This is a genomic window from Neptunomonas sp. CHC150, from assembly GCF_030397555.1.
GTDB classification, from domain to species: domain Bacteria; phylum Pseudomonadota; class Gammaproteobacteria; order Pseudomonadales; family Balneatricaceae; genus Neptunomonas; species Neptunomonas phycophila.
The window spans coordinates 306844-329018 of record NZ_JAPNXU010000003.1; the positions used below are offsets into that span (position 1 = coordinate 306844).

The following is a 22175-nucleotide window of genomic DNA, read 5'->3' on the forward strand; positions in this document are numbered from 1 at the left end:
ACTTATGAAAATTGCTGCAAGAATCGCAGATCATTTTCAAAGAATAAGCGCAGATCATTCACGCCGTAGCGCAGCATTGCCAAACGCTCGACACCCATACCAAAGGCAAAACCCGTATACTCTTCCGGATCAATACCTGACATTTCAAATACTTTTGGATGCACCATTCCGCAACCCAATACTTCTAACCATTTACCATCACCACGGTCGATATCGACTTCTATTGATGGCTCTGTGAATGGAAAATACGATGGACGGAATCGCACTTTGACGTCTTCTTCAAAAAACTCACGCAAAAACTGCTCTAGCGTACCTTTAAGGTCTGCGAATGAGATATTTTTGTCGATGAGTAAGCCTTCAACCTGGTGAAACATCGGCGAATGCGTTTGATCATAGTCACAACGATAAACACGACCAGGGCAAATGATACGAATCGGCGGCTGCTGTGTTTCCATTGTCCTTACTTGAACGCCTGACGTGTGGGTACGCAATAACGTGTTGGCATTAAAGTAAAAAGTATCATGCATCGCACGCGCTGGGTGGTGCGATGGAATATTGAGTGCTTCGAAGTTATGGTAATCGTCTTCGATTTCGGGGCCTTCAGCTACTTGATAACCAATGTTCGCAAAAAAAGCTTCGATACGCTCTAGAGTTTGCGTGACCGGGTGCAAGCCACCCACGGGCTGGCCGCGGCCGGGCAAAGATACATCAACAGTCTCTGCACTGAGCTTCTTGGCAAGTTCGGCTGTTTCAAGGGCTTGTTTACGTGCAGTTAGTTGTTCACTAACTTGCTGGATCGCCTCGTTGATTTTGGCACCCGCTATTGGACGCTCTTCGGGTGTCAATTTACCCAAGCCTTTACGTAATGCCGTTAGCGGCCCTTTTTTACCTAGGTACTCAACACGTACTAAGTCAAGTTCTTGTAGCGTATTAGCCGATGCTACAGCGGCAGCGGCCTGCTCCAAGATGTTTTGCATATCGTCCATTTCCGGCTCCAATCAATTGGGAGGAATATGTTAGTAATCAGTTACTCTGCTCAGCTAGCTCACCTTATGTTTACGGCGTTTAACAACAGAGCTCAGCACAGTAGCCGATATAAAAACAGGGGAAGAGTTCGCACCCTTCCCCTGTGAATTCTTAAGCGTTGCAACCTCTAAAAATAGAGGTGGGTGCAATTAAGCTAAAGCAGCTTTCGCTTTTTCGACAACTGCAGTAAATGCAGCTTGTTCGTATACAGCTAGGTCAGCCAATACTTTACGGTCGATTTCGATGTTAGCTTTTTTCAAGCCAGCAATGAAACGGCTGTAAGATACACCATTGATACGTGCAGCAGCGTTGATACGTGCAATCCACAATGCGCGGAATTGACGCTTACGCTGACGACGGTCACGGTATGCATATTGACCAGCTTTGATAACTGCTTGTTTAGCTACACGGAATACACGGCTACGAGCACCGTAGTAACCTTTAGCTTGCTTTAAAATCTTCTTGTGACGGCGACGAGCCTGAACACCACGTTTTACACGAGCCATTCTTATACCTTCCTATTACTTAATTCTGTATGTGAAAATGCGACTTAGATGTAAGGCAACATGCGACGGATCAGTGCTTTATCAGCAGCATGAACCTGAAGCATAGGACGCAGTTGGCGCTTACGCTTAGTGCTTTTCTTGGTCAGAATGTGGCTTTTGAAGGCTTGCTTGTGCTTAAAACCGTTAGCAGTTTTTTTAAAGCGTTTTGCCGCACCTCGGCAAGATTTAATCTTAGGCATTACAAAAATCTCCACGCATTCGTTAATTTTTTTGAATTCGATAAAACAGCAAAACCCGTAACTAGCTAACGCCGTTACGGGTTTAACAGAAGAACGAATTACTTTTTCTTCTTCGGAGCAATAACCATGATCATTTGACGGCCTTCCATTTTAGCGCGCTGCTCAACAGAGCCGTATTCCTCGAGATCAGCTTCGATCCGATTCATCAACTGCATGCCAAGCTCTTGGTGAGCCATCTCACGACCGCGGAAACGTAAAGTCACCTTGGCTTTGTCTCCTGCTTCAAGGAAACGCATCAGGTTGCGTAGTTTTACCTGATAATCCCCTTCATCCGTACCTGGACGGAATTTCATTTCCTTAACCTGGATCTGATGCTGCTTTTTCTTAGCTTCAGCGTCCTGTTTCTTTTTCTCGTACTGGAACTTACCGTAATCCATCAACTTACATACGATAGGATCCGAATCCGAGATCTGTACCAGGTCAAGTTCAGCCTCTTGAGCCATGTCAAGAGCCTGGTTAAGCGATACGACACCAACCTGCCCACCGTCTGCATCAATAAGACGTAACTCATGGGCTTTGATATTTTCATTAATGGGTGCACGATTGTCGCGACGTGCACCTCTTTTATTATCGCGCTTGATTGCTATATCTCCTAATTATTAGTCGTCACGACCCTTACGTTCCACATCTTTTGATAGGAATTCAGAAAAGGCTTCAATAGTCATTGTACCTAGATCTTCACCTGAACGGGTACGAACAGCAACACAGCCATTCTCTACTTCTTTATCACCCACTACCAAGAGGAAAGGAACCTTCTGAAGAGTACGCTCGCGGATTTTAAAGCCGATCTTCTCGTTTCTCAAGTCCGAAACGGCTCTAAAGCCATTATTTTGCAATGTTTTTACCACATTCGTGCAATATTCGGCCTGATTGTCAGTAATATTCATCACAACGACTTGTGTTGGAGCCAACCACGCTGGCAATGCACCCGCATAATGTTCGATCAAAATACCGATGAATCGTTCAAAAGATCCCAAAATTGCACGGTGTAACATAACCGGTGTTTCACGATCGCCATGTTCATTTACAAATTGAGCTTCTAAACGACCCGGCATCGAGAAATCAACTTGAATCGTGCCACACTGCCACACACGACCTAAGCAATCTTTCAGAGAGAATTCGATCTTAGGTCCGTAGAAAGCACCTTCGCCTGGCAGCTCTTCCCAGTCTAACCCAGCTGCATCTAATGCATCGGCCAATGCTTTCTCAGCTTTATCCCACACTTCATCAGAACCCACACGCTGTTCTGGACGCGTTGATAGTTTATAAATGACATCGGTAAAACCAAAGTCATGATAAACCTCATGTAGAAATTCAATAAAACTTGCCACTTCCGGCTGGATTGCATCTTCAGCACAGAAAATATGCGCATCATCCTGCACAAAGCCACGCACACGCATAATACCGTGTAAAGCACCGGAAGGTTCATTACGGTGGCATGAGCCAAACTCTGCCAAGCGCAACGGTAAATCACGGTAAGAGCGCAAGCCTTGGTTAAACACCTGAATATGGCACGGGCAGTTCATGGGTTTAACAGCGAAATCTTTGTTCTCTGAGTGTGTGGTAAACATCTGCTCAGCAAACTTATCCCAATGACCGGATTTTTCCCACAGAGTTCGTTCAACAACTTGCGGTGTTTTAATCTCTTGATAGCCATTTACACGCTGTTTAACACGCATGTACTGCTCGATCTGTTGGTACAAGGTCCAGCCATTGGGGTGCCAAAACACCATACCCGGTGCTTCTTCTTGAAGATGGAATAGGTTCAGTTGCTTACCTAGCTTACGGTGGTCACGCTTTTCAGCTTCTTCCAAACGGTGCAGGTATTCTTTGAGTTGTTTCTTATCGCTCCACGCGGTGCCGTAAATACGCTGCAACATTTCGTTTTTAGAATCGCCACGCCAGTATGCACCAGCCACTTTCATTAACTTAAACGCTTTAATGTGGCCTGTCGAAGGAACATGAGGCCCGCGACACAGATCAATGAAGTCACCTTGCGAGTAGAAAGACAAATCTTGCTCTGCAGGAATGCTGCTTAGGATCTCTACTTTGTAGCTTTCACCCATTTTCTCAAATAAAGCCACAGCTTCATCACGGTTCATTACAGAACGAGAAACAGGTAAGTTTTGTTTTGAGAGCTCAAGCATTTTCTTCTCGATCTTTTCCAGATCTTCAGAAGTAAACGGGCGCTCATATGCAAAATCGTAATAAAATCCATTTTCAATCACTGGCCCGATGGTTACTTGCGCTCCTGGAAATAAGGCTTGAACAGCCATGGCCATTAAATGGGCACAGGAATGACGAATCACATCAACCCCTTCATCATCACGTGCGGTAATGATAGCGAGGTCTGTGTCGTTTTCGATAGTAAAGCTGGTATCAACCAATTCCCCGTTAACTTTACCGGCTAAGGCAGCTTTCGCTAAGCCTGCTCCGATGTCCGCGGCGACATCAAAAACAGAAACGGGGTTGGCAAACTCACGCTTGCTTCCATCAGGGAGGGTAATGACTGGCATTGCTAATTCCTTTCTGTAATCACGAGCCCCTACGACAGGCCTGTGATCTATTAAATGATCTCACATACACACCAAGTATGTGGCACCCGGATATTCTAACGAATGCAAAAGCGATGACCAAGGCATGATGACAAAAGATTGGCGTTTTTAATGGAATTGTCATTACACGCCATAAAAAGCACATTAAAAGACGTCACTGGGCTCTAATAAGCGCCTCGTGTATAAAATGTGATCGCGTGCTAATACGCGCGCCTTATTTGCTTGACGCTGAATGATTGCTTGGTAGATAGAGTCATGCTGTCGACTTATGCCATCTGGATAGTGACCATGCTGCTTCAGAGCCCGATCCAGCACACCGTAAATTGCATTAAAATAGCGGTTATAGAACAGCTGGCTAAAGGCCGTGACTAACAAGTGATGGCAAGATTCAGCAATCAGCATATGAAATTGCAGGTCTGCTTTGGCTTTAGCTAGCGTGGTTTGCCCCTCTTTGCGTTGTTTCATCTTTTCAAACTCGAGGGTTATAGCATCCATTTGTTCTGGCGTTGCGCGCAACGCAGCGTAATAGGCCGCTTCGCCCTCTAGTATGGCCCGCACCTCTAAAACGTGAAGCTGTAATGTATGCGGATCGCCACCTAAATCCAAAGGCAAATCTAAATGAGCTGCCAATAGGTTGTTACAGCGACTTCGCTCACCGTGCTGTGTATCGATAAAGCCTCGATGCGTTAATTGAGAAGTGACTTCACGAACACTGGATCTCGATAGTCCCGTTTGCTGAACCAGTTGCCTCTCAGATGGCATTACTTGGCCGGGTACGATGTCACCACTCACAATCGCAGCCAATAAATCGTGATACAAACTCTGTTTCGACTGGTTTTTCATGTTTGCCCAAGGCTCGCCATTTGGTCAGACCAGTTTAGCCTGTAATATTTCAATTATTCAACACGTCGCCTACTCTACCTACATCACGATTATAAATATAAAAACACCTGACAACCGAGCCGAAGGTACCTAATGAACACACTCGACAAACCCGCCCAAGTAGGTCTTTTTGTGACCTGCTTGGTTGATATGTTTCGCCCGTCTGTTGGTTTTGCCACGATAAAGTTACTTGAAGCCGCAGGCTGCCAAGTGAGTGTTCCCGACGCTCAGACATGTTGCGGCCAGCCTGCTTTCAACTCTGGCGACCGTTCAACAACACAAGATATTGCCAAGCGAACCATCGAAGCCTTCGACGGTTTTGAGTACGTAGTAGGCCCTTCAGGCTCTTGCATTGGCATGCTGCATCACTACGCAGAGCTGTTTGATGAAAAAGATCCATGGAAAGCACGCGCTGAATCGCTCAAAGCTCGCGCCTATGAAGTCACTACATTTCTGACTGAGGTTATGCCACTAAACCTGGCTGACCTAAGCCTTCCTATACAGGCGACTTACCATGACTCTTGTGCTGGCTTACGTGAACTAGGCATAAAACAGCAGCCACGAGAATTACTAGCCCAAGTGGCTGGTTTAACACTCAACGAGATGACTGAGTCCGAAACCTGTTGTGGATTTGGTGGTACCTTCTGTGTGAAATACCCCGATATATCTAATCGCATGGTCAGTAATAAAACAGAACACATCGTGGCTAGCCAAGCTACTCTTTTACTCGGAGGCGACATGGGCTGTTTACTCAATATGGCCGGCAAGCTTAAGCGCGAAGGCCACGCTATAGAGGTAAGGCACGTCATCGAAGTGCTAGCGGGCATGACCGATGAACCCGCTATCGGTGAAGCACATTACGACCTTGGTCAACCAGCACAAGGGGTGCAGCATGCAAATTAATAGTCCTCACTTTAAAGAAAGCGCCAAAATCGCCCTACACGATGTTGGCCTTCAAAAAGCACTAGGAAACCTTAAAGCTGGCTTTCCTACCAAACGTGCAGCAGCCGTTGCTCGACTACCGGAATTTGATCAGTTGCGTGATGAAGCTGCAACTCTCAAAAACCACATTATTGAAAACTTGGATATATACCTAGAAGAGTTTGAAGCAAATGTTTTAAAAAATGGTGGTCATGTTCATTGGTGCAGAACAGCCGACGACGCATGTAAGACCGTATTAGATATTTGTAAAGAAGTAGACGCCAAAACCGTTACTAAAGGTAAATCCATGGTAACAGAAGAAATCAACCTGAATGATTTCTTAGAAAAAAATGGCATTGAGCCCGTCGAAACCGACTTAGGCGAGTATATTTTGCAGCTACGAGGTGACCACCCTAGCCACATTATCGCTCCCGCGATCCACCTCAATCTAGAAGATGTGTCGGATATTTTTCACGAAAAACATAAACGCCCCAAATCCGATGACCCTGCTGTGCTTATGCAGGAAGCGAGAGAAATGCTTCGCAAAAAATTCGTCGCGGCCGATGTTGGCATTACTGGCGCTAACTTTTGTGTCGCTGAAACAGGCTCCACTCTCATTGTAACCAACGAAGGCAATGGGGATTTAACACAAACGCTTCCTAAAACGCACATTGTCGTTACCTCTATCGAAAAGGTTGTCCCAACGTTAGAAGACATGACACTTTTTTTACGCCTACTTGCTCGCTCCGCAACCGGACAAGAATTTTCCGTATACAACACGCTATCAACAGGCCCTAAGCGAGCAGAAGATCAAGATGGCCCCGAGAACTTCCATGTTGTTTTGGTAGATAATGGTCGCAGCGACATGGTGGGCGGCGAGCTTCAAGATATGCTTCGCTGCATTCGTTGCTCAGCCTGTATGAATCATTGCCCTGTTTACGGCGCGGTAGGTGGTCATAGCTATGGCTGGGTCTATCCTGGTCCAATGGGATCCGTACTTACCCCGCAAATGATCGGCATTGAACAAGCAGGGTTATTACCTAATGCCTCTACTTTTTGTGGAAAGTGCGAATCAGTATGTCCCGTCCGCATCCCACTACCTAAGCTAATGAGACACTGGCGCGAGAATGAGTTCAGTAAGCATCTAAGCCCCAAAGCTGTTCGCTGGGGATTAGGAAGTTGGGCTTTTTTTGCTAAACGTCCTCGCTTGTACCGATGGTTGTCCCGCGCGGCTAACAAGTCAATGCGATTACTAGGAAGGCAAAACGGAAAAATATCTAAACTCCCCATGGCCTCAGGCTGGACACAGTTTAGGGATATGCCTGCTCCTGCTAACCGCACCTTCATGGACCTGTACAAGACACAAAAAGCCTCGGAGAAGTCATCATGAGCAAAGCTGAAATTTTGGGGAGCATTCGTCGGGGGCTAAAACGTGGAGAACCAACTCACACTCAGCGAGCTGCAGTTGCGGCCAGGCTCACACCCCACGGACATAATCTAATACCTAAAAGAGCCCTCTTACCGCATCAGGAGCAGGTCTCGTTATTTACTGCAATGGCAATTGAAGCCGCTGCCGAAATTGTTGAGCTAGAAAGCGAGGCACCAATTGTAGAAGCAGTGAAGCCTTGGCTAAAAGAACAACATATTGACACGTTAACCATAGCTAGCGACGCTCAATTAGATACATTAGATTGGGAGGGCTCACAGTTACAGGTGCAGACAGGAACAGCACACGTCGGTGATGCAGCTAGCTTAACCGTTGCTTTTGCTGGCATTGCTGAAACCGGGACCCTAATGCTGCATTCGAGTAAAGAAAGCCCAACCACACTCAACTTTTTACCCGACAATCATATTGTGGTTCTCCACAAAAGGAATATTGTGGGTCCATATGAAGAGGCGTGGAAAAAACTCCGGGAAGCAACTAAAAGTATTATGCCGCGCACGGTCAACCTTATTACAGGACCATCCAGAAGTGCTGATATTGAGCAACGCTTACAGATGGGCGCGCACGGGCCGAAAAGGCTGCTCATTCTCTTAGTGAGTGATTCGAAGTAATCAACAAAAAGCAGCCCAATGGGCTGCTTTCTCTTGATAAGTGCACTAACTGGCTTTTTTAGCGGCGCCTTCGATTGCCTGACCACCTTTTTGGATATCTTTACCCATACCTTCTACCGTGCTGCATCCATATAACGATACAACAAAAACACTGGCGACAATCGCGGTAAGTACTTTTTTCATCTGATATCTCACTTATATATAAATCAACATCTTTTATTGGTTGTTAATAATAACTACGCTTGACTGAGCAAAGCACTCAGTTCATCAACGCTTTCAGCCCATGCACCATCAAGGTCACGACTTTCTTTTAAAAACTGAGCCTGACCCTCAGTCCAGTACTCAGCCTCTTCAATCTTTTGACCATCCGATAACGTATGGCTTTTGATAAAAGACTCCATCTCTTCAGGTTTATCACTTAACCCTAATTGCAAAAATAAATTTGGTAAAGTGTGTAAGTTGGTATCCATATCGTGCCTCCATTCTGGATTGGTTCTAGCATATTAATGGCTTTACGTTGGTATAGACATGTTAGATGTTAAAAAATTCATTTACGGACCGGTTTGCCGAAAATACCAACAAGCACGCTGCCAACGTCGACAGCGCTGAGTCTACATTGCATACTATTAACTAGAATATCTTACGCACCCAAGCAATTCACCGAGAGTTTTGTGAGCCAACCTATTTATCAGCGCCCAACCACCTATGCAGAAGCGACTATAGACGTTAAAAAAAGCCGTTTCATAGCACAAGCCTATCCCATAAAAACACAAGCCGAGGCCAAATCTATTATCGCAGACCTAAAGGAAAAGACCCCTAACGCCAATCATCACTGTAGCGCTTTTATTGCGGGTTCACCTTATGTCAGTGGGGGGTACGGTTTTAGTGATGACGGAGAGCCATCCGGCACAGCAGGTAGGCCGATGTATTCTGTAATAGCAGGTGCCGGTATTGGGGAAATATGTGTCGTTGTAACGCGCTTTTTTGGCGGTACCAAGCTTGGCACTGGGGGCTTAGTCCGCGCCTACTCCGCGAGCGTACGCGAGCTACTCGATCAGTTAACTTTAGAAACAGTTAAACCTTTACTAAAGGTGCAACTCTCTTTTGCCTACTCACACTCTGCGCAAGTGGACTCTATACTTCACAGCTCGTCAGCACACATTATCGAACAAACCTTTCTGGAAATGGTTAGCCTAGTTATTGAGGTTGAAGCCGCGGAAAAAGATAACCTACTCCTTAGGCTACAAGATGCCTGCAAAGGTCAACTAACAATCCATAAAGATAGCTAGTAGAAATTTACCAATCCATCTCAAAGTACTATGCGAACTGGGCCATTATGCTAAAATTTTTTTTCACTCCATCGCGCGTCGCCCTCTTATTAGTATTAATAGCATCTGCTTTTTTATTAATTAACCCTCCGGGTATGCTTTCGGGCTTACAGCTTTACACATTAATTATTCTACTCATCACTTTGACATTGTGGGCTACCAGCGCATTACCCGAATTTCAAACCAGCTTATTATTTTTTCTATCGGCTATTCTTTTTGAGGTAGCCACTCCCACTGAAATATTTTCTGGCTTCGCATCCGGCGCGCTTTGGCTTATTTTTGCGGGTATGGTTATCGGTATGGCCATTACTAGTAGTGGCATGAGCGACCGAATAGCAGGATATTTAGGACACCACCTGGAACGAAGCTACCCTTGGCTCATAGGGGGCTTGATGCTTACATGCACCTTACTCGGTTTTGTAATGCCATCATCTATAGGCCGCCTAGTCATGATGATACCTATCGGCATGGCATTAGCAGATCGCTGCGGCTTCCATACTGGTTCGAAGGGTCGAACAGGTGTCGTTATGGCTGTCACGTTTGGCTGCCATTTACCTACCTTCAGCATTCTCCCCTCCAATATCCCAAACATGGTTATGATTGGCTCAGCGGAAACCATTTATGGGTTACATTTTAGTTACACGGATTATCTACTACTGCATTTTCCTATTCTTGGCGCTATTAAAGCCATCATCATTGCTTTACTCATCATTAAATTATTACCAGCCGAACCTAACAGAGCAGCGGCGATTAACGACCTTCACCAAGATCCGAGCTTACGCGCTAAGCAGCGCAAGCTGAGTATTGTTCTCTTAACCGCATTAGCTTTTTGGTTAACCGATAGCTGGCACGGCATTAATCCCGCTTGGGTAGGCTTGGCGGCGGCTTGCTTTTTATTACTCCCCAAAGTGGGCATGGTGGACCAAACGACTTTTAATAAGCAAATCAACTTTTCAATGCTAATTTTTATTGCTGGCGTGCTAGGGCTAGGCGCTTTGGTCAACAGCTCAGGGCTAGGGAAACTATTAGCCATGACTATGGAGCATGTCTTGCCGCTAAACCCTGGGGCAGACGCCGTTAACTTTATATCATTGACTGCCATGTCGTTTTTTACGGGCATGTTTTCGACGCTTCCGGGTGTGCCAGCAGTATTAACCCCCATTGCTGCTGATTTGGCCAACCAAACAGGCATGACAGTACAAGCCGTGATTATGACGCAAGTCGTTGGCTTCTCGACCATACTTTTCCCCTATCAATCAGGGCCTCTGATTGTAGGTATGCAGCTCGCACGTGAACCTATTATGAGCTTACTCAGGATTACCATTCCCCTTACGCTAATTACATGGGCCATACTCATCCCCTTGGACTATTTATGGTGGCAAGCCTTATCTATGTTTACTCAGTGAATAAGTTCCTAGGAATAATTCCTATTTTTCATTGGGTTAACTGACAAACGTTTCCATTCTGCTACAATCGCGACCTCAACAACTTAACGACTGAATGGAGTCAGTTTTATGAGCGAATCAATCGCCACACAATCCGCCACTCGTCCTTTTGAATTTAAAGGTGCAGGTGGCGAATTCTTTAAGATATGGATCGTTAACGTTCTGCTTTCTGTAATTACTCTGGGTATCTACTCCGCATGGGCTAAAGTCCGCACGAATCGTTATTTTTACGGTAATACCTTCTTTGATGGGGCAAGCTTTGAATACCACGCAACAGGCTGGCAAATCTTCAAAGGACGCATCATTGCAGCTATCGCCTTTGCGATTTACATTATTATTAATCAGTTCTTCCCTCTTGTGGGTATCGGGTTAACGTTAATTCTAGTGCTGGCCTCTCCGTGGATTATTTGGAGCAGCTACCGTTTCCATGCACGTATGGCAAGCTACCGCCAAGTACGTTTCTCGTTTGATGGAGGCCTAGGGACAGTCTATAAATACATCCTACTCCTTCCCTTCTTACCCGCCGTTGCATTGGGCTTAATTATCGGTATCGCATGGTTAATTAATGGTACCGTGGGCGGTATGGTTGCGATGTTCTTAGGGCCTGTAGCAATCATTAGTATTTATGCCATGGGACCATACATTCAAGCACTTATGTATCGCTACCATGTTAACAACCTCCATTACGGCCAAGGCAACTTCAGCGCTAACATCCGTATTGGCGTGTTTTTTAAAACGTATTTGGTAATCTTGGGCGTCTTCCTTTTATTTGCCGCAATCTTTGGAGCTATTGGTTTTGCATCAGGATTAGGCGCTTTATTCTCACTACAAAATGGATCGAGTTCTAGCTTGGACTCCAATTTGTTTAATATCGCATTTTTGGGTGGGTATTTATTGGTATTCGCATTTAGCTTTTGGGCTCGCTCTTACATGGAAGCCCGCATTAACAACCATGTGTTTAATGAACTAAAGCTTGATAACGCGTTAAACCTACATTCCAACTTAAAAGTGAAGTCTTTATTTTGGATACACTTAACCAACCTGTTTTTGGTAATTTTCACTATTGGTTTGGCGATACCTTTCATAAAAGTTCGCTTAGCCAAATATCGTGCTCATTCGACCTCTGGCACATTAACTCAAGACCTAGAACATTATGTAAGCCTGCAACAACAAAAGCAGTCAGCGCTAGGTGAAGAGCTAGGTGGAACCTTTGATATCCAAGGCGATTTAGGACTTAGTTTGTGATTTCAGGCTATCACTATGCCGCTAATCAGTCAGCCCGTTCTCGGGCTGACATTCATATCAGAGGCAGTCAATTTACCCTAGAACGCGATGATGGCAATAGCCTTCGTGGCGAAATTCGCGACTTACAAATCAGCAGTCGTGTGGGTAATACCACACGCCGTATTTCCTTCCCCGATGGCACATTACTCGAAACCAATGATAATCACGCCATCGACCAATGGATTTCTCAAACAGGTCAAAAAAATAACTTATGGCTTCATAAATTAGAAAGTAACTTATCATTAATTATTTTCTCAGCCATATTTGTGGTGGTATTAACGCTGGCTTTTTTAAAATGGGGAATCCCGAGCATTAGCCATCAAGTTGCACATGCGTTACCGGCCGAGCTTAATATAGAGATCGGCGAGCACAGCATCGATGTTCTAGACTCGCTACTGTTTACTCCATCCGAGTTACCCCAAGCCCAACAGGCCAGCATTCGCGAAGAGATAGAAGAAAAAATAATTAGTCGCATGTCCACCGACATCCCCATCAAACTGCATTTCAGGTCGATGGAAAACAGCCACAAGCCAATTGCCAATGCATTTGCCCTCCCCTCTGGCGATATTTTTATTACAGACGAGCTGGTGAAACGGCTAGATCAACCGAATGAATTAAACAGTGTAGTTTTGCATGAAATAGGCCATGTGGAACATCGTCATGGCCTTCAACAGATCATCCGCTCATCAACCATTACTCTACTTACCGTATTTATCGTTGGCGGTGATTTGTCGTTCGGGCAAGACCTTATTGTCGCCTTCCCTACCTTCCTAACGCAGCAAAGCTACTCAAGAAAAGCGGAAACCGAAGCCGACAACTTTGCACTATCACACATGTCTGATTTAGGTTTAAATCCAGATGTGTTCGCTGATGCGCTAGAAAAGATCATTCCCGAGGGCAAAGAAGACAGCTCTACGGAGCATTCATTTCTTTCGACACACCCCGATACCCAAAAACGGATAGAAGCCGCACGAGGATATAAACCGTAAACGGCTACTCCCTATGTGGAGTGCCGCATGATAATATCCCCGAATACCTAGCTTAAGGATAGAGCGATGGCAAACGGATCAATTGCAACCAAAACAGCTGACTATACACTAGTCAGCATGGCGCCTGATGTCTGCTGGACGAAAGTCGGCAAAAGCTGGCGACCTATTCCCTATAACATCACCCACACCATGGATAATAGTGAAAATGTTAGCCCCAATGTGTTCGCGGGTGGCAAAGAAGCGTTTATGCATGGCGAAAGCTTTATTACCGGAGTAACCGGCGATGAGCCAGGCCGCAGGGGTGGCATTGTTACCGGCACCCTCACTGAAATAAGCTTTGGCTTAGAAAAAAGTGGATCCGTTTATGTCAACGGAAAACCCTCAGTTCGCACCGGCGACCAAGTGTGGATGAACCAAACAACACCCGCAGCCAAACAAGGCAAGGTTGGTCCTGATAAACCCACAAGCTGGGTTAAAGTTGTTGCGACTTATGATGATCCTTGGAAAACGCCCATACACGAAGCGCCCTTGATCTTAAGCATTAATGGTCAATGCGTTGCACCCATGAGCACCCTATCAGGTGGGACAGGACATAATACAACCGTCTCCTCCCAAGCCATGGCGATCCAAACACAAGAAGAACCGGGAACACTGGTACAAGTAGGCGTGGACCCCGGCTCTGTGCAGGTTGTGGGTGATACAATACCCGGCCTAGAAGATGTCAACCGGGAGTTGCGGTTTTCACTTGAAAGCAGTCTAGATACCACTTATCGGCGTGTTTTAACGTCGATGCAAGAATTCCAAGCCCAATGGGATGAATACGGAATTTTTTCGACTGCGATAAGCTATAAAGATGGAGCACTCGCAGGTTCCGAGCTTTGGTTCGACCATTTAGCCGACACCAAAAAGCTGATTACAGAAACAGACTGGCAAGGGTTATCTGAAACCGCTTACGAAAAAGTCACAGCAGGCCTCGAAACGGCAGTTGGCAGTATTGAGGACAGCCATAAGAAAGCTGCCAACTGGCTGATAGAAGGAGCGCAACAAGAAAAACCTTGGGCATGGTTTGGCAATCAAATAACCGATGCATCGGAATACGCTTGGAACGCTTACACCAATACAGTCGAAGATGTAGCTGATGACATTGCTGATCTTTTCAAGGAAACGAAGGAAGATCTAGAAAGCATTGCTGATATCTCCGTCAAACTGTTTGAGCATCGTGATGATATTTTTCTTTTTTTCCAAAACATATCGAGTGCCAACACATCCGATATTGCCAACTTTATCGACACCGTTATCGCCGATATAGATCCCGAGTTAGCCCGATCTATTAAAGAAGACACCGATAGTTACGGTGTGTTTTTAGAACTGATCAATGATGACGCCGGTCGTATATTTTTATCGTATTTAGGCCTAATTATTGGTGCTGTGCCTCCCAATTTCTACGCTTTCTTATACGGCGCTGCCGCCGCTTATATCATTCTAGAAGTCTTGTTCTGCATTTTACTTGCCTTCATCTCAGGAGGCCTAGCCGTAGCCGCCCGTTTTGCAGCCATCATAGCCCGTATAGCAGTTATGGGCATGAAAGTTACCGCCGTCAATAAACGGATAGCCAGCGGAGCACGAGCGGTAAGCGCTTACATAGACAGTTTAAAGGTAATAGAATCATCACTTAAGCAACTAAAGGCTATTGGAGCGAATACACGAAGGATTAAGTTAAAAGACCAAAAGGCTAGCGGCTCGACCGGTGAAACGCTGGTGATTGAGAGGAAGGTTGTTGCAAACAAGGTTAGGTATGTGGATATGCCTAAAGATTTGGCAGTAGACCCTAAAGGAGTATATGGTTATCTTCCTACTAAAGACTCACAATTTCATTCTGGTAAATGGCCAGTTGATTGGACTAACGCGGATCAGGTAGCAAAAGCGAGGACTACGAGACTCGATTACCATGTTGGATTAAATAAGAAGCAGCAATTTATTGATACCTTAAGAAGAGATGGTATTGGTGATGACAATATTGCAAAGCAGATAGTTGAAATGAGGAACCAAGAGAGACTTTCTCATTACAAAACCCCAGAAGCGTTGGAAGCCGTTTATCAGCGGAATCTAACAAAGTATGGAAATAAATCCGGTCCAACGTATGAATCTCAGCTTTCTAAATATGGATCTTCTTCTGAAGTAATCAATGCAGCTTTAAGGTCAAATAATACGATGGATATACTAACTGGGATTTCGAAACCAAAAAGGTAATTTATGATTTTATCTAAACCATTTGATAGGGGTGAGTTGATAGATTTTGATAGCCCAACTTGCGCCATCAAACCTGTTGTAAATACAAGTGAAAAACCGAAAGGAAACTTTCACCAATTAGGACAGCGAAAAGTAGCAATATTTAGAGACGGTAATCAATTGATATTGCAGATTGGAGAGAAAAAGTGGAACTTATCGTCTCAAGATGTCGTTCTTAGGTACTCTCATAATTTTTCAAAGAAAGTGACAGTTTTTGAAGTTGAGTTGGATGGGGAAAATTTCTCAATTGAATATGACGCATGGTGGGCTGATATTCCGAGCTTTGAACCTGTCGAACCAGAAATGGATGAAGATGAGGATTTTATGGGGTATATTTATGCTGTGTGGATGAATAAAACGCTGCAAAACAACTTAATTTCTAGTTGGAGCTGACTTAGCTCTAACTAAGGATACTACGAATAAGTAATATCCCCTTAAAATCGAAAACATTAACTTTTTGATGTGTATCAAGATAGCTTATCTACATAGCATTGATTTGGGTCTTGATCGCACCTTGCTTAGAGAAAACTCACATATATTAAAATTATAAGTTTCTTACAATGAAAAACTATGTACCCTTCCGAACACCGAGAAGTGATATACCTTCTATTACTTTACATAAAAACTCTGAAAATTTTGATACCGAAGATACAGGAAAAAATCTAATGATGTTTTTTTGAGGACGCTTATAAAAAAACAAAAGATACATTCTTCACACCACCAGGAGCAATGATATTTGATAACTCGTTAATAGTCATTCAAGAAGCCAAAGATTTTTTCAAGAATAATGTATCTATACAACCTGCAGCTTTTATAGATAACGATAATAAATACCACGAAAACTATTGGCTGATAAAACCATCCACTTATTATAGCGCCATAAACCTTGACAAATCTTATCACGAGATAACTTTTATTCTAGATTCCAATGAACCTTTATTTAACACGTATGAATTTGAAAAAATAGTGACCTTCAAAGAAACAAAGAATCTCCCTTCAATATTTATAGATACTTATCTAAAACTATTGGTAATAGATGAGTCAGTTTTAGAAGAATTCAAAAAACAAAAAATATCCGGATTGAGTTTTCTAAATATTGAAGCATTTAAATTCAGCAAAATGCTCCAAGAGAACGATAACATAATAAACATATAGAACATTACATACCTTTTCAAACATTGGGCAGAGCCCCTCTACTCTAAAAAACGACAGATTATAATTGATTTATAAAAGCAGATAGCATTCCAATAGGCTACATAATTTCATATAAAAACTGAAATATTAAAAATTAAATATACGTTTATTAAGTCACGTCCCTCCATGTCAAATACTCTTAATGAAAGTGTCATATGTCATCAGTAGTATTCTGCGCTTTGCTAAATAACCAAGGACACATCATGAAATTTCCAGGTATTGCTGGGCTTTGTTCGGTTCTTATATTGAGTGGCTGCGGAGGAGGCTCTTCCAGCGACCAAGATTCAGGCTCTAACTCTTCGCAAACGGTTTTATCATCAAGCGTATCCATTGCAAACAGCTATGAAGATATTGCCGACGCTGCAGTATGGGAACATCCGACAGATGTAACACGCAATCGTTTAATCGTTGCACTGGAAGGAGATGGTCTTGCCGTTTTTAACTCCGAAGGCAAACAGGTTTGGCATAACGAGGGGTTTGAAGCCATAGGTGCCGACATAAGATACGGCCTTAGTGATAACCAAGGCGCTAGCATTGATTTAGTAGCTGTAGCTTTGCCAGACGAAGCAGCCCTAGCCTTTTTTAGTGTGAGTGATGATGATCAGCCTTTAGACCAAGTCGGGTATTGGACACTACCAATCGAACCTGCGGGTGTTTGTTTGTATAAAAACCTAACCACTGGAAATATCACTGCAACCGCATTTGACGAATCTGGTGAAGTTCTACAATACAAACTAGCTTATGATGGCGTAAATCTGGTTAGTGCAGTTACCGATACTCAGGGCGCACCTCTTGCTGTGCGAAGTCTATCAGTGGGTGGTGAGCTTAGCGCCTGTGCAGTAGATGATGTGGCAGGAACTCTCTTTATTGCAGAACAAAATTTAGGAATCTGGGCTTATGGTGCAGATCCAGAAAACGTCAAGGAGCGCGCATTAGTTGACGGTATTAGTCCTTTAGGTGCTCTCCAAGAAATCGAAGGCATTGACCTAACTCATGATACCAATGGAGATGGTATTTTATATGTAGGTGATGAGGGTGCAGGTTTATTAGCTTATCGTTTATCCGATTATTCACTCTTAGTACAGACAGAGGTTAATGGATTCATAGAAATTAAAAGTTTGGCAGCTTCTTCTGATTCCCTTTGGCTAGCCAACACCGAATTAGATGCACCTGTTTATGAAAGATTAAATCAAACAGATGTCATTGCCTTAATTCAACAAGGAGGGGCTTATAATAGCAACCAAGTTGACCCTCGTGATTTAGATGTAGAGGGAGTACAGCTCGTCATAGCCAGAGGTGAAACCACAGAAGTTGATGATTACGGTGATGCGGCTGATGACCCCGCATTCTGGCTAAACGAAGACTCACCTACTGACAGCCTAATTATTGCCACCAATAAACAAGGCGGGTTAATGGCCTACACTCTCTCAGGTGATGAGGTTCAGTACCTGGAGGGCGGCGAACCGAATAACATAGACATTCGCCAAGGACTTATTAAACCAGATAGCTCTCTCATTTCATTAGCCGCCGCTTCTAATCGGGAGTTAAATACACTTTCATTTTATAGCATACAGTCTGCGTCGAATAATCAAACGCCTATACAGCCCCTCCCCGCCCAAGGAAGTCACGTACACGCCGAAGCAGACGAGTTACTATCGTCGGTAGATGAAGTCTATGGTTTATGTATGTATCAAGCGGAAGACGGGACGCCTTACGTATTTGTTAATGGTAAAGATGGAACCATTGAACAATGGCGACTAACCCTGACCAATGACGGTGTTGAAGGGGCTGTTGTGCGCACTCTCAGCGTTGATAGCCAACCCGAAGGCTGTGTGGCTGATGATGAGGCGGGCATCCTCTATGTTGGTGAAGAAGACGTTGCTATTTGGTCTTTCGATGCGCACGAGACAGGGCCCACAGACGCGACTCAAATTGCTGCTATTGACGGTATAAATTTGGTTGCTGACGTCGAAGGCTTAACGTTATTTAACAACGGTACTCAAAAATACCTAATCGCTTCTAGCCAAGGTAACAATACCTATGTTGTTTATGACGTTCTCAACAATCACACTTTATTAGGTACATTCGCCATTGTTGGTGATGATAACATTGGTGTAGATGGCGCATCCGATACTGATGGCATTCATGTTGTTTCTGCTAATTTAGGCAGTGATTATCCTGAGGGAATGATGATAGCTCAGGACTGGTACAACATTGACGCCGAATACCAAACAGAAAACCAAAACTTCAAGATGGTCAGCTGGAAGGATATACGCGAATCGCTAGAGCTTCCGTAAAATCCGAAAATGACTCATAAAAAAGGGGCTAATATACAGCCCCTTTTTTATACTTCAAATGTCACGTTATATAACCAACTACTACTCTCGATACCTTGAAAACGTTACAAACGTATACGCTATCAATGTGGTGTGAGGCCTCTATTCTATGCTGTATTTAATGACTTACTTGCCAGTTTACTCAGTGCGGAGCCCGCATTCATGGCGCTCATTAGCCCAGCCATACCGAATTTACCGTTATCTATCTGTTGGGCGATATGTGCAGCCGTTGAAGCCGCTTTAAGAACAGGTATTACTTTTTCAAAATGAGGAATCTTTGCCGTTTGTTCGTCCAGTTGCTGCTTTAGTGCTTCTAGGGCATTTATATCATTAGCCAATATCGATTCTTGTCGGGCTGTATTAGAAATACCACCCATTGCCTCTGTCTGGTTAACCTTTTGCTGACGCACACTTATCATTGAGGTTTCAACTGCAAGTACTTGAGCCATATGAGCTATAACTGCGGGGCTGGGTGTAGCTTCTTTAGCACTTTCTTGCATAATACCTAAAGCAGCCTCCATGACGTTACTGGCGCCAGAGCTACCTGGTAGATATTGTGATAACAAGGATGCTGCACTCAACGATGAAATGTCGCTTAGGGTTGACTCATTAAAAACCGCCCCACTCATCGCTGGAGGTATCACAGGAATAATCATACCAACCGTATTTGCTAGAGAGCCTGCACTTCCATACTTGTTAGGGTGAATTTGACCCGACTTAGGTTTAGCTATGCTCATATAGAGTTTTCTCGCTTGGATAAACGCACTTTAAATTCCAGTGAGTTAATACCGGATATAACATTGACTCTGTGAACAGTAATAAGCTTCAGGTTCTGCATATCAATAGCCAGTGTATCTAAATGCATCTTTTGTTTAAGCACCGGACCTTCATCTAAATATACGTCACAAACAAACTGGTCCGTAGGTAAACTAAAACGAATATGCGGGACCTCCGGGTGCAGGTTAACCAAGTTGACAACTTCACCACCAACAGGATAGTCAATCTGCTGATCTGCAGGAGTGCAGTTCCAGAAAGCATAATCATGATCAATCGGTAATTTTGGCCAACGATGATGCTTCCAGTCGTCATTATAACTTCCCGCTAAATCAACACGTGGTTCCCATGTCTTCATCATAGGGGTTAGGCTTACGGCTGGGTATTCAGCCTGTCCTGTATAAGCCTGCTCGTACAGCTCTATTTGCGGAGCTGGGTATGATGTGGGCTTGGCATAAGATAGCCAGTCTTTATCAGCAAAACCTTTACCAATTGAATTTTCAGGGGCTACTTCATGAATAGCAAATTCGCCCTCAGCGTTGGGCTTTTCGGGCCACCGGTTTTCTCCGCCCAATGCATTTGAGTAGTTAAGCTCTACCACTTTTACCGCTTGTGGTTCCGTTAACTGATAGGCACCGCCTTTTAAAAAAAACTTTCTCGGCCCTGTAACATTAACAATTTTTTTCCAGTCCCCAACAGCTACGGCCACTGGCCATCGCGCTAAAGCTTGATTTTCAGGGGCATAAGCAATGGCGTTCATCAGAAAAACATCACATTTAGGCTTGAATGCACAGTAATCACTTTCGTAAATTAAGGGGGTTTCGCCGGGTTCGCCTTCAAATTGATCTGATGTTGCTAACGCGGTTAACTCAGTATGTGGTTCTAATTGCCCCAATTCGTTGGTCTGTGTCATGTCATACGTTGCTTTAAGCACTACAACATGAAACACGTTGTCGTCAGGGTCAACCGTTTGAAAATATTGTGTGGGGTAAGGTGTCTGATTCTCTACGTCAGGCACCTTAGCTTTCGGTAATGGACTGGATATAACTGTATCAGGGCGATTCATGGAGTATTCACTTAGTTAATATCTACTCGTTTACCTTCAATTTGAACGTGTTTTTCACCCGTGATACTGAGTTTTACACCGTTAATAAAGATATTGCCTTCGCTGTCTAATTTAATAAGTGACTTGCCACAAGCAATCTCGATTGTTTCACCAACGTTGATCTTCAAGCTTTTGCCTACGTTTAACGTATCGGATTCGCCTATCGTACTCGTCCGTGCAACACCGACTGTATTCTCTTGAGCCGCCCCAATCGTATTGGTCTCATTCACACCCACCGTGTGTACACGTACCATGCCCACCGTTTTAATCTCGGCAATTCCCGTTGTGTGCATACGATTGTTACGGATGAGAATTTTTTCGTTGTTGTCGACTGTCTCGGTACGGTCGTGATGTACAAACACCGTTTCGTCGTGGTCGATCTCTTTTACGCGGTCATGACCCACCCAGTGCGATTCGTCATTTTCAACTTCGATACGTTGGTCTTTTTCAGCATGTAGCCAGACCTCTTCTTCGCCTTTTTTATCTTCAAAGCGCAACGCATTGGCATTACTGGCCGTGCCGCCTTTGGTGGATCGCGTGAGTGTTCCGCTTTGGGTTTTGTTCGCCGGCAATTCGTACGGTGGCATTTGTTCGGCGTTGTACACGCGGCCGGTTATAATCGGACGATCTGGGTCTCCATCCATAAAGTCAACGATGACTTCTTGACCAATGCGCGGTAGGTATATGTTACCCCAGTTTTTACCCGCCCAACTGTGGGTGACACGCACCCAGCAGGAGCTGTTTTCGTTGTAAGCGCCGTAGCGGTCCCATGGAAACTGGACTTTTACACGACCGTATTCGTCTGTGTAGATTTCTTCGCCTTCAGGACCTACAACAATCGCATTTTGTGGGCCTTGCATTCGCGGCCAACCGGTGGTTTGTGGGGGACGGTAAATAGTTTCTGATGCGATGCAGCGGAATTCGTTACTGTATTCTTTGTCTTGTTCGTCATTGCTGGTGTAGGAGTAGTCTTGAGCTTTGTGGCTAACGCTTAATAAAACATACTCGCCCAATTCTTCGGGGGCATCGTCGTGACGTTCAAGCACAAAGGTGTGGCCAGCAGAGAAGCTACGGCAGCCGCCTTCCCCTGTAATCACATCGTGAGCAGCCTCATCAGCTTCAACACGTAGGCGTGTTAGCTGGTCACCGTGAGTTTTATCTTCATAACGGCCGGGGTAGATAAAGTG

At 44.5% G+C, this 22175-nt stretch carries 21 protein-coding genes; 10 read left to right on the plus strand and 11 right to left on the minus strand.

The annotated features are described in order from the left end of the window. Positions 1-2 precede the first annotated feature (2 nt). From pheS to OW491_RS03935, 6 genes are all read right to left on the minus strand, one after another. On the minus strand, positions 3-986 hold the full coding sequence (gene pheS / locus OW491_RS03910) for a phenylalanine--tRNA ligase subunit alpha (RefSeq protein WP_075171643.1): 984 nt from the start codon (positions 984-986) through the stop codon (positions 3-5). Between the two features lie 189 nt (positions 987-1175). Then, a complete protein-coding gene (gene rplT / locus OW491_RS03915) occupies positions 1176-1532 on the minus strand; it encodes a 50S ribosomal protein L20 (RefSeq protein WP_075171642.1) in 357 nt (118 codons plus the stop codon). 44 nt (positions 1533-1576) lie between these two features. Beyond that, positions 1577-1771, minus strand: a complete 195-nt coding sequence (rpmI, locus tag OW491_RS03920) for a 50S ribosomal protein L35 (RefSeq protein ID WP_075171641.1) — start codon at positions 1769-1771, stop codon at positions 1577-1579. A gap of 98 nt (positions 1772-1869) precedes the next feature. Next, positions 1870-2412: a translation initiation factor IF-3 gene (infC, locus tag OW491_RS03925; RefSeq protein ID WP_215152223.1), complete on the minus strand. Its 543-nt coding sequence runs from the start codon at positions 2410-2412 to the stop codon at positions 1870-1872. Between the two features lie 18 nt (positions 2413-2430). Then, positions 2431-4347: a threonine--tRNA ligase gene (thrS, locus tag OW491_RS03930; RefSeq protein WP_290034748.1), complete on the minus strand. Its 1917-nt coding sequence runs from the start codon at positions 4345-4347 to the stop codon at positions 2431-2433. Positions 4348-4530: 183 nt separating this feature from the next. Further along, the gene (locus tag OW491_RS03935; protein ID WP_075171638.1) at positions 4531-5229 is read right to left on the minus strand and encodes a FadR/GntR family transcriptional regulator; all 699 of its coding nucleotides are present in this window, start codon (positions 5227-5229) and stop codon (positions 4531-4533) included. Positions 5230-5361: 132 nt separating this feature from the next. Here OW491_RS03935 and OW491_RS03940 point away from each other — a divergent pair, with 132 nt between their 5' ends. The 3 genes from OW491_RS03940 to OW491_RS03950 are packed head-to-tail and all read left to right on the plus strand — an operon-like array spanning position 5362 to position 8244. Then, on the plus strand, positions 5362-6171 hold the full coding sequence (locus OW491_RS03940; protein WP_215152202.1) for a (Fe-S)-binding protein: 810 nt from the start codon (positions 5362-5364) through the stop codon (positions 6169-6171). Beyond that, a complete protein-coding gene (locus OW491_RS03945) occupies positions 6161-7579 on the plus strand; it encodes a LutB/LldF family L-lactate oxidation iron-sulfur protein (protein WP_290034750.1) in 1419 nt (472 codons plus the stop codon). The genes OW491_RS03940 and OW491_RS03945 overlap by 11 nt, the downstream gene beginning before the upstream one ends. Beyond that, positions 7576-8244, plus strand: a complete 669-nt coding sequence (locus OW491_RS03950) for a lactate utilization protein (RefSeq protein WP_290034751.1) — start codon at positions 7576-7578, stop codon at positions 8242-8244. The genes OW491_RS03945 and OW491_RS03950 overlap by 4 nt, the downstream gene beginning before the upstream one ends. 45 nt (positions 8245-8289) lie before the next feature. Here OW491_RS03950 and OW491_RS03955 read toward each other — a convergent pair whose 3' ends face one another. Then, entirely contained in the window at positions 8290-8427 is a 138-nt protein-coding gene (locus OW491_RS03955; protein WP_215152205.1) for an entericidin A/B family lipoprotein, read from the minus strand. A gap of 53 nt (positions 8428-8480) precedes the next feature. Next, positions 8481-8714 (minus strand): DUF2789 family protein, encoded by a 234-nt coding sequence (locus OW491_RS03960; RefSeq protein WP_075180234.1) that lies wholly within the window; start codon positions 8712-8714, stop codon positions 8481-8483. A gap of 201 nt (positions 8715-8915) precedes the next feature. Between OW491_RS03960 and OW491_RS03965 the strand changes: the two genes are divergently transcribed. The 7 genes from OW491_RS03965 (at position 8916) to OW491_RS03995 (ending at position 19070) form a co-directional block, all read left to right on the plus strand. Then, complete coding sequence (locus OW491_RS03965) at positions 8916-9533, plus strand: YigZ family protein (RefSeq protein ID WP_277252483.1); 618 nt, start codon at positions 8916-8918, stop codon at positions 9531-9533. Positions 9534-9580: 47 nt separating this feature from the next. After that, positions 9581-10978, plus strand: a complete 1398-nt coding sequence (locus OW491_RS03970) for an SLC13 family permease (RefSeq protein ID WP_290034752.1) — start codon at positions 9581-9583, stop codon at positions 10976-10978. A 108-nt stretch (positions 10979-11086) separates the two neighbouring features. Further along, complete coding sequence (locus OW491_RS03975; RefSeq protein WP_290034753.1) at positions 11087-12262, plus strand: YjgN family protein; 1176 nt, start codon at positions 11087-11089, stop codon at positions 12260-12262. Further along, a complete protein-coding gene (locus OW491_RS03980; protein ID WP_290034754.1) occupies positions 12259-13290 on the plus strand; it encodes a M48 family metallopeptidase in 1032 nt (343 codons plus the stop codon). Before OW491_RS03975 ends, OW491_RS03980 begins: the two co-directional genes overlap by 4 nt. A gap of 66 nt (positions 13291-13356) precedes the next feature. Then, positions 13357-15540, plus strand: a complete 2184-nt coding sequence (locus OW491_RS03985) for a DUF4150 domain-containing protein (RefSeq protein ID WP_290034755.1) — start codon at positions 13357-13359, stop codon at positions 15538-15540. Positions 15541-15543: 3 nt separating this feature from the next. Beyond that, positions 15544-15972 (plus strand): hypothetical protein, encoded by a 429-nt coding sequence (locus tag OW491_RS03990; protein ID WP_075171628.1) that lies wholly within the window; start codon positions 15544-15546, stop codon positions 15970-15972. A gap of 1004 nt (positions 15973-16976) precedes the next feature. Continuing rightward, on the plus strand, positions 16977-19070 hold the full coding sequence (locus OW491_RS03995; RefSeq protein ID WP_290034756.1) for a phytase: 2094 nt from the start codon (positions 16977-16979) through the stop codon (positions 19068-19070). Positions 19071-19216: 146 nt separating this feature from the next. Here the strand turns inward: OW491_RS03995 and OW491_RS04000 are convergent, their stop codons facing one another. The 3 genes from OW491_RS04000 to tssI form a co-directional block, all read right to left on the minus strand. Then, the gene (locus tag OW491_RS04000; RefSeq protein ID WP_290034757.1) at positions 19217-19846 is read right to left on the minus strand and encodes a hypothetical protein; all 630 of its coding nucleotides are present in this window, start codon (positions 19844-19846) and stop codon (positions 19217-19219) included. Continuing rightward, positions 19843-20949: a DUF2169 domain-containing protein gene (locus OW491_RS04005; RefSeq protein ID WP_075180228.1), complete on the minus strand. Its 1107-nt coding sequence runs from the start codon at positions 20947-20949 to the stop codon at positions 19843-19845. The genes OW491_RS04000 and OW491_RS04005 overlap by 4 nt, the downstream gene beginning before the upstream one ends. 11 nt (positions 20950-20960) lie before the next feature. Further along, positions 20961-22175: type VI secretion system tip protein TssI/VgrG (gene tssI, locus OW491_RS04010; protein ID WP_290034759.1), on the minus strand; the 1215-nt coding region annotated here is incomplete at its 5' end.

What these genes read in the sequence shown, in the direction of transcription:
- pheS (WP_075171643.1), bottom strand. Translation starts at nt 986, where the DNA reads ATGGACGATATGCAAAACATCTTGGAGCAGGCCGCTGCCGCTGTAGCA.
- rplT (WP_075171642.1), bottom strand. Translation starts at nt 1,532, where the DNA reads ATGGCTCGTGTAAAACGTGGTGTTCAGGCTCGTCGCCGTCACAAGAAG.
- rpmI (WP_075171641.1), bottom strand. Translation starts at nt 1,771, where the DNA reads ATGCCTAAGATTAAATCTTGCCGAGGTGCGGCAAAACGCTTTAAAAAA.
- thrS (WP_290034748.1), bottom strand. Translation starts at nt 4,347, where the DNA reads ATGCCAGTCATTACCCTCCCTGATGGAAGCAAGCGTGAGTTTGCCAAC.
- OW491_RS03935 (WP_075171638.1), bottom strand. Translation starts at nt 5,229, where the DNA reads ATGAAAAACCAGTCGAAACAGAGTTTGTATCACGATTTATTGGCTGCG.
- OW491_RS03940 (WP_215152202.1), top strand. Translation starts at nt 5,362, where the DNA reads ATGAACACACTCGACAAACCCGCCCAAGTAGGTCTTTTTGTGACCTGC.
- OW491_RS03945 (WP_290034750.1), top strand. Translation starts at nt 6,161, where the DNA reads ATGCAAATTAATAGTCCTCACTTTAAAGAAAGCGCCAAAATCGCCCTA.
- OW491_RS03950 (WP_290034751.1), top strand. Translation starts at nt 7,576, where the DNA reads ATGAGCAAAGCTGAAATTTTGGGGAGCATTCGTCGGGGGCTAAAACGT.
- OW491_RS03955 (WP_215152205.1), bottom strand. Translation starts at nt 8,427, where the DNA reads ATGAAAAAAGTACTTACCGCGATTGTCGCCAGTGTTTTTGTTGTATCG.
- OW491_RS03960 (WP_075180234.1), bottom strand. Translation starts at nt 8,714, where the DNA reads ATGGATACCAACTTACACACTTTACCAAATTTATTTTTGCAATTAGGG.
- OW491_RS03970 (WP_290034752.1), top strand. Translation starts at nt 9,581, where the DNA reads ATGCTAAAATTTTTTTTCACTCCATCGCGCGTCGCCCTCTTATTAGTA.
- OW491_RS03975 (WP_290034753.1), top strand. Translation starts at nt 11,087, where the DNA reads ATGAGCGAATCAATCGCCACACAATCCGCCACTCGTCCTTTTGAATTT.
- OW491_RS03985 (WP_290034755.1), top strand. Translation starts at nt 13,357, where the DNA reads ATGGCAAACGGATCAATTGCAACCAAAACAGCTGACTATACACTAGTC.
- OW491_RS03990 (WP_075171628.1), top strand. Translation starts at nt 15,544, where the DNA reads ATGATTTTATCTAAACCATTTGATAGGGGTGAGTTGATAGATTTTGAT.
- OW491_RS03995 (WP_290034756.1), top strand. Translation starts at nt 16,977, where the DNA reads ATGAAATTTCCAGGTATTGCTGGGCTTTGTTCGGTTCTTATATTGAGT.
- OW491_RS04000 (WP_290034757.1), bottom strand. Translation starts at nt 19,846, where the DNA reads ATGAGCATAGCTAAACCTAAGTCGGGTCAAATTCACCCTAACAAGTAT.
- OW491_RS04005 (WP_075180228.1), bottom strand. Translation starts at nt 20,949, where the DNA reads ATGAATCGCCCTGATACAGTTATATCCAGTCCATTACCGAAAGCTAAG.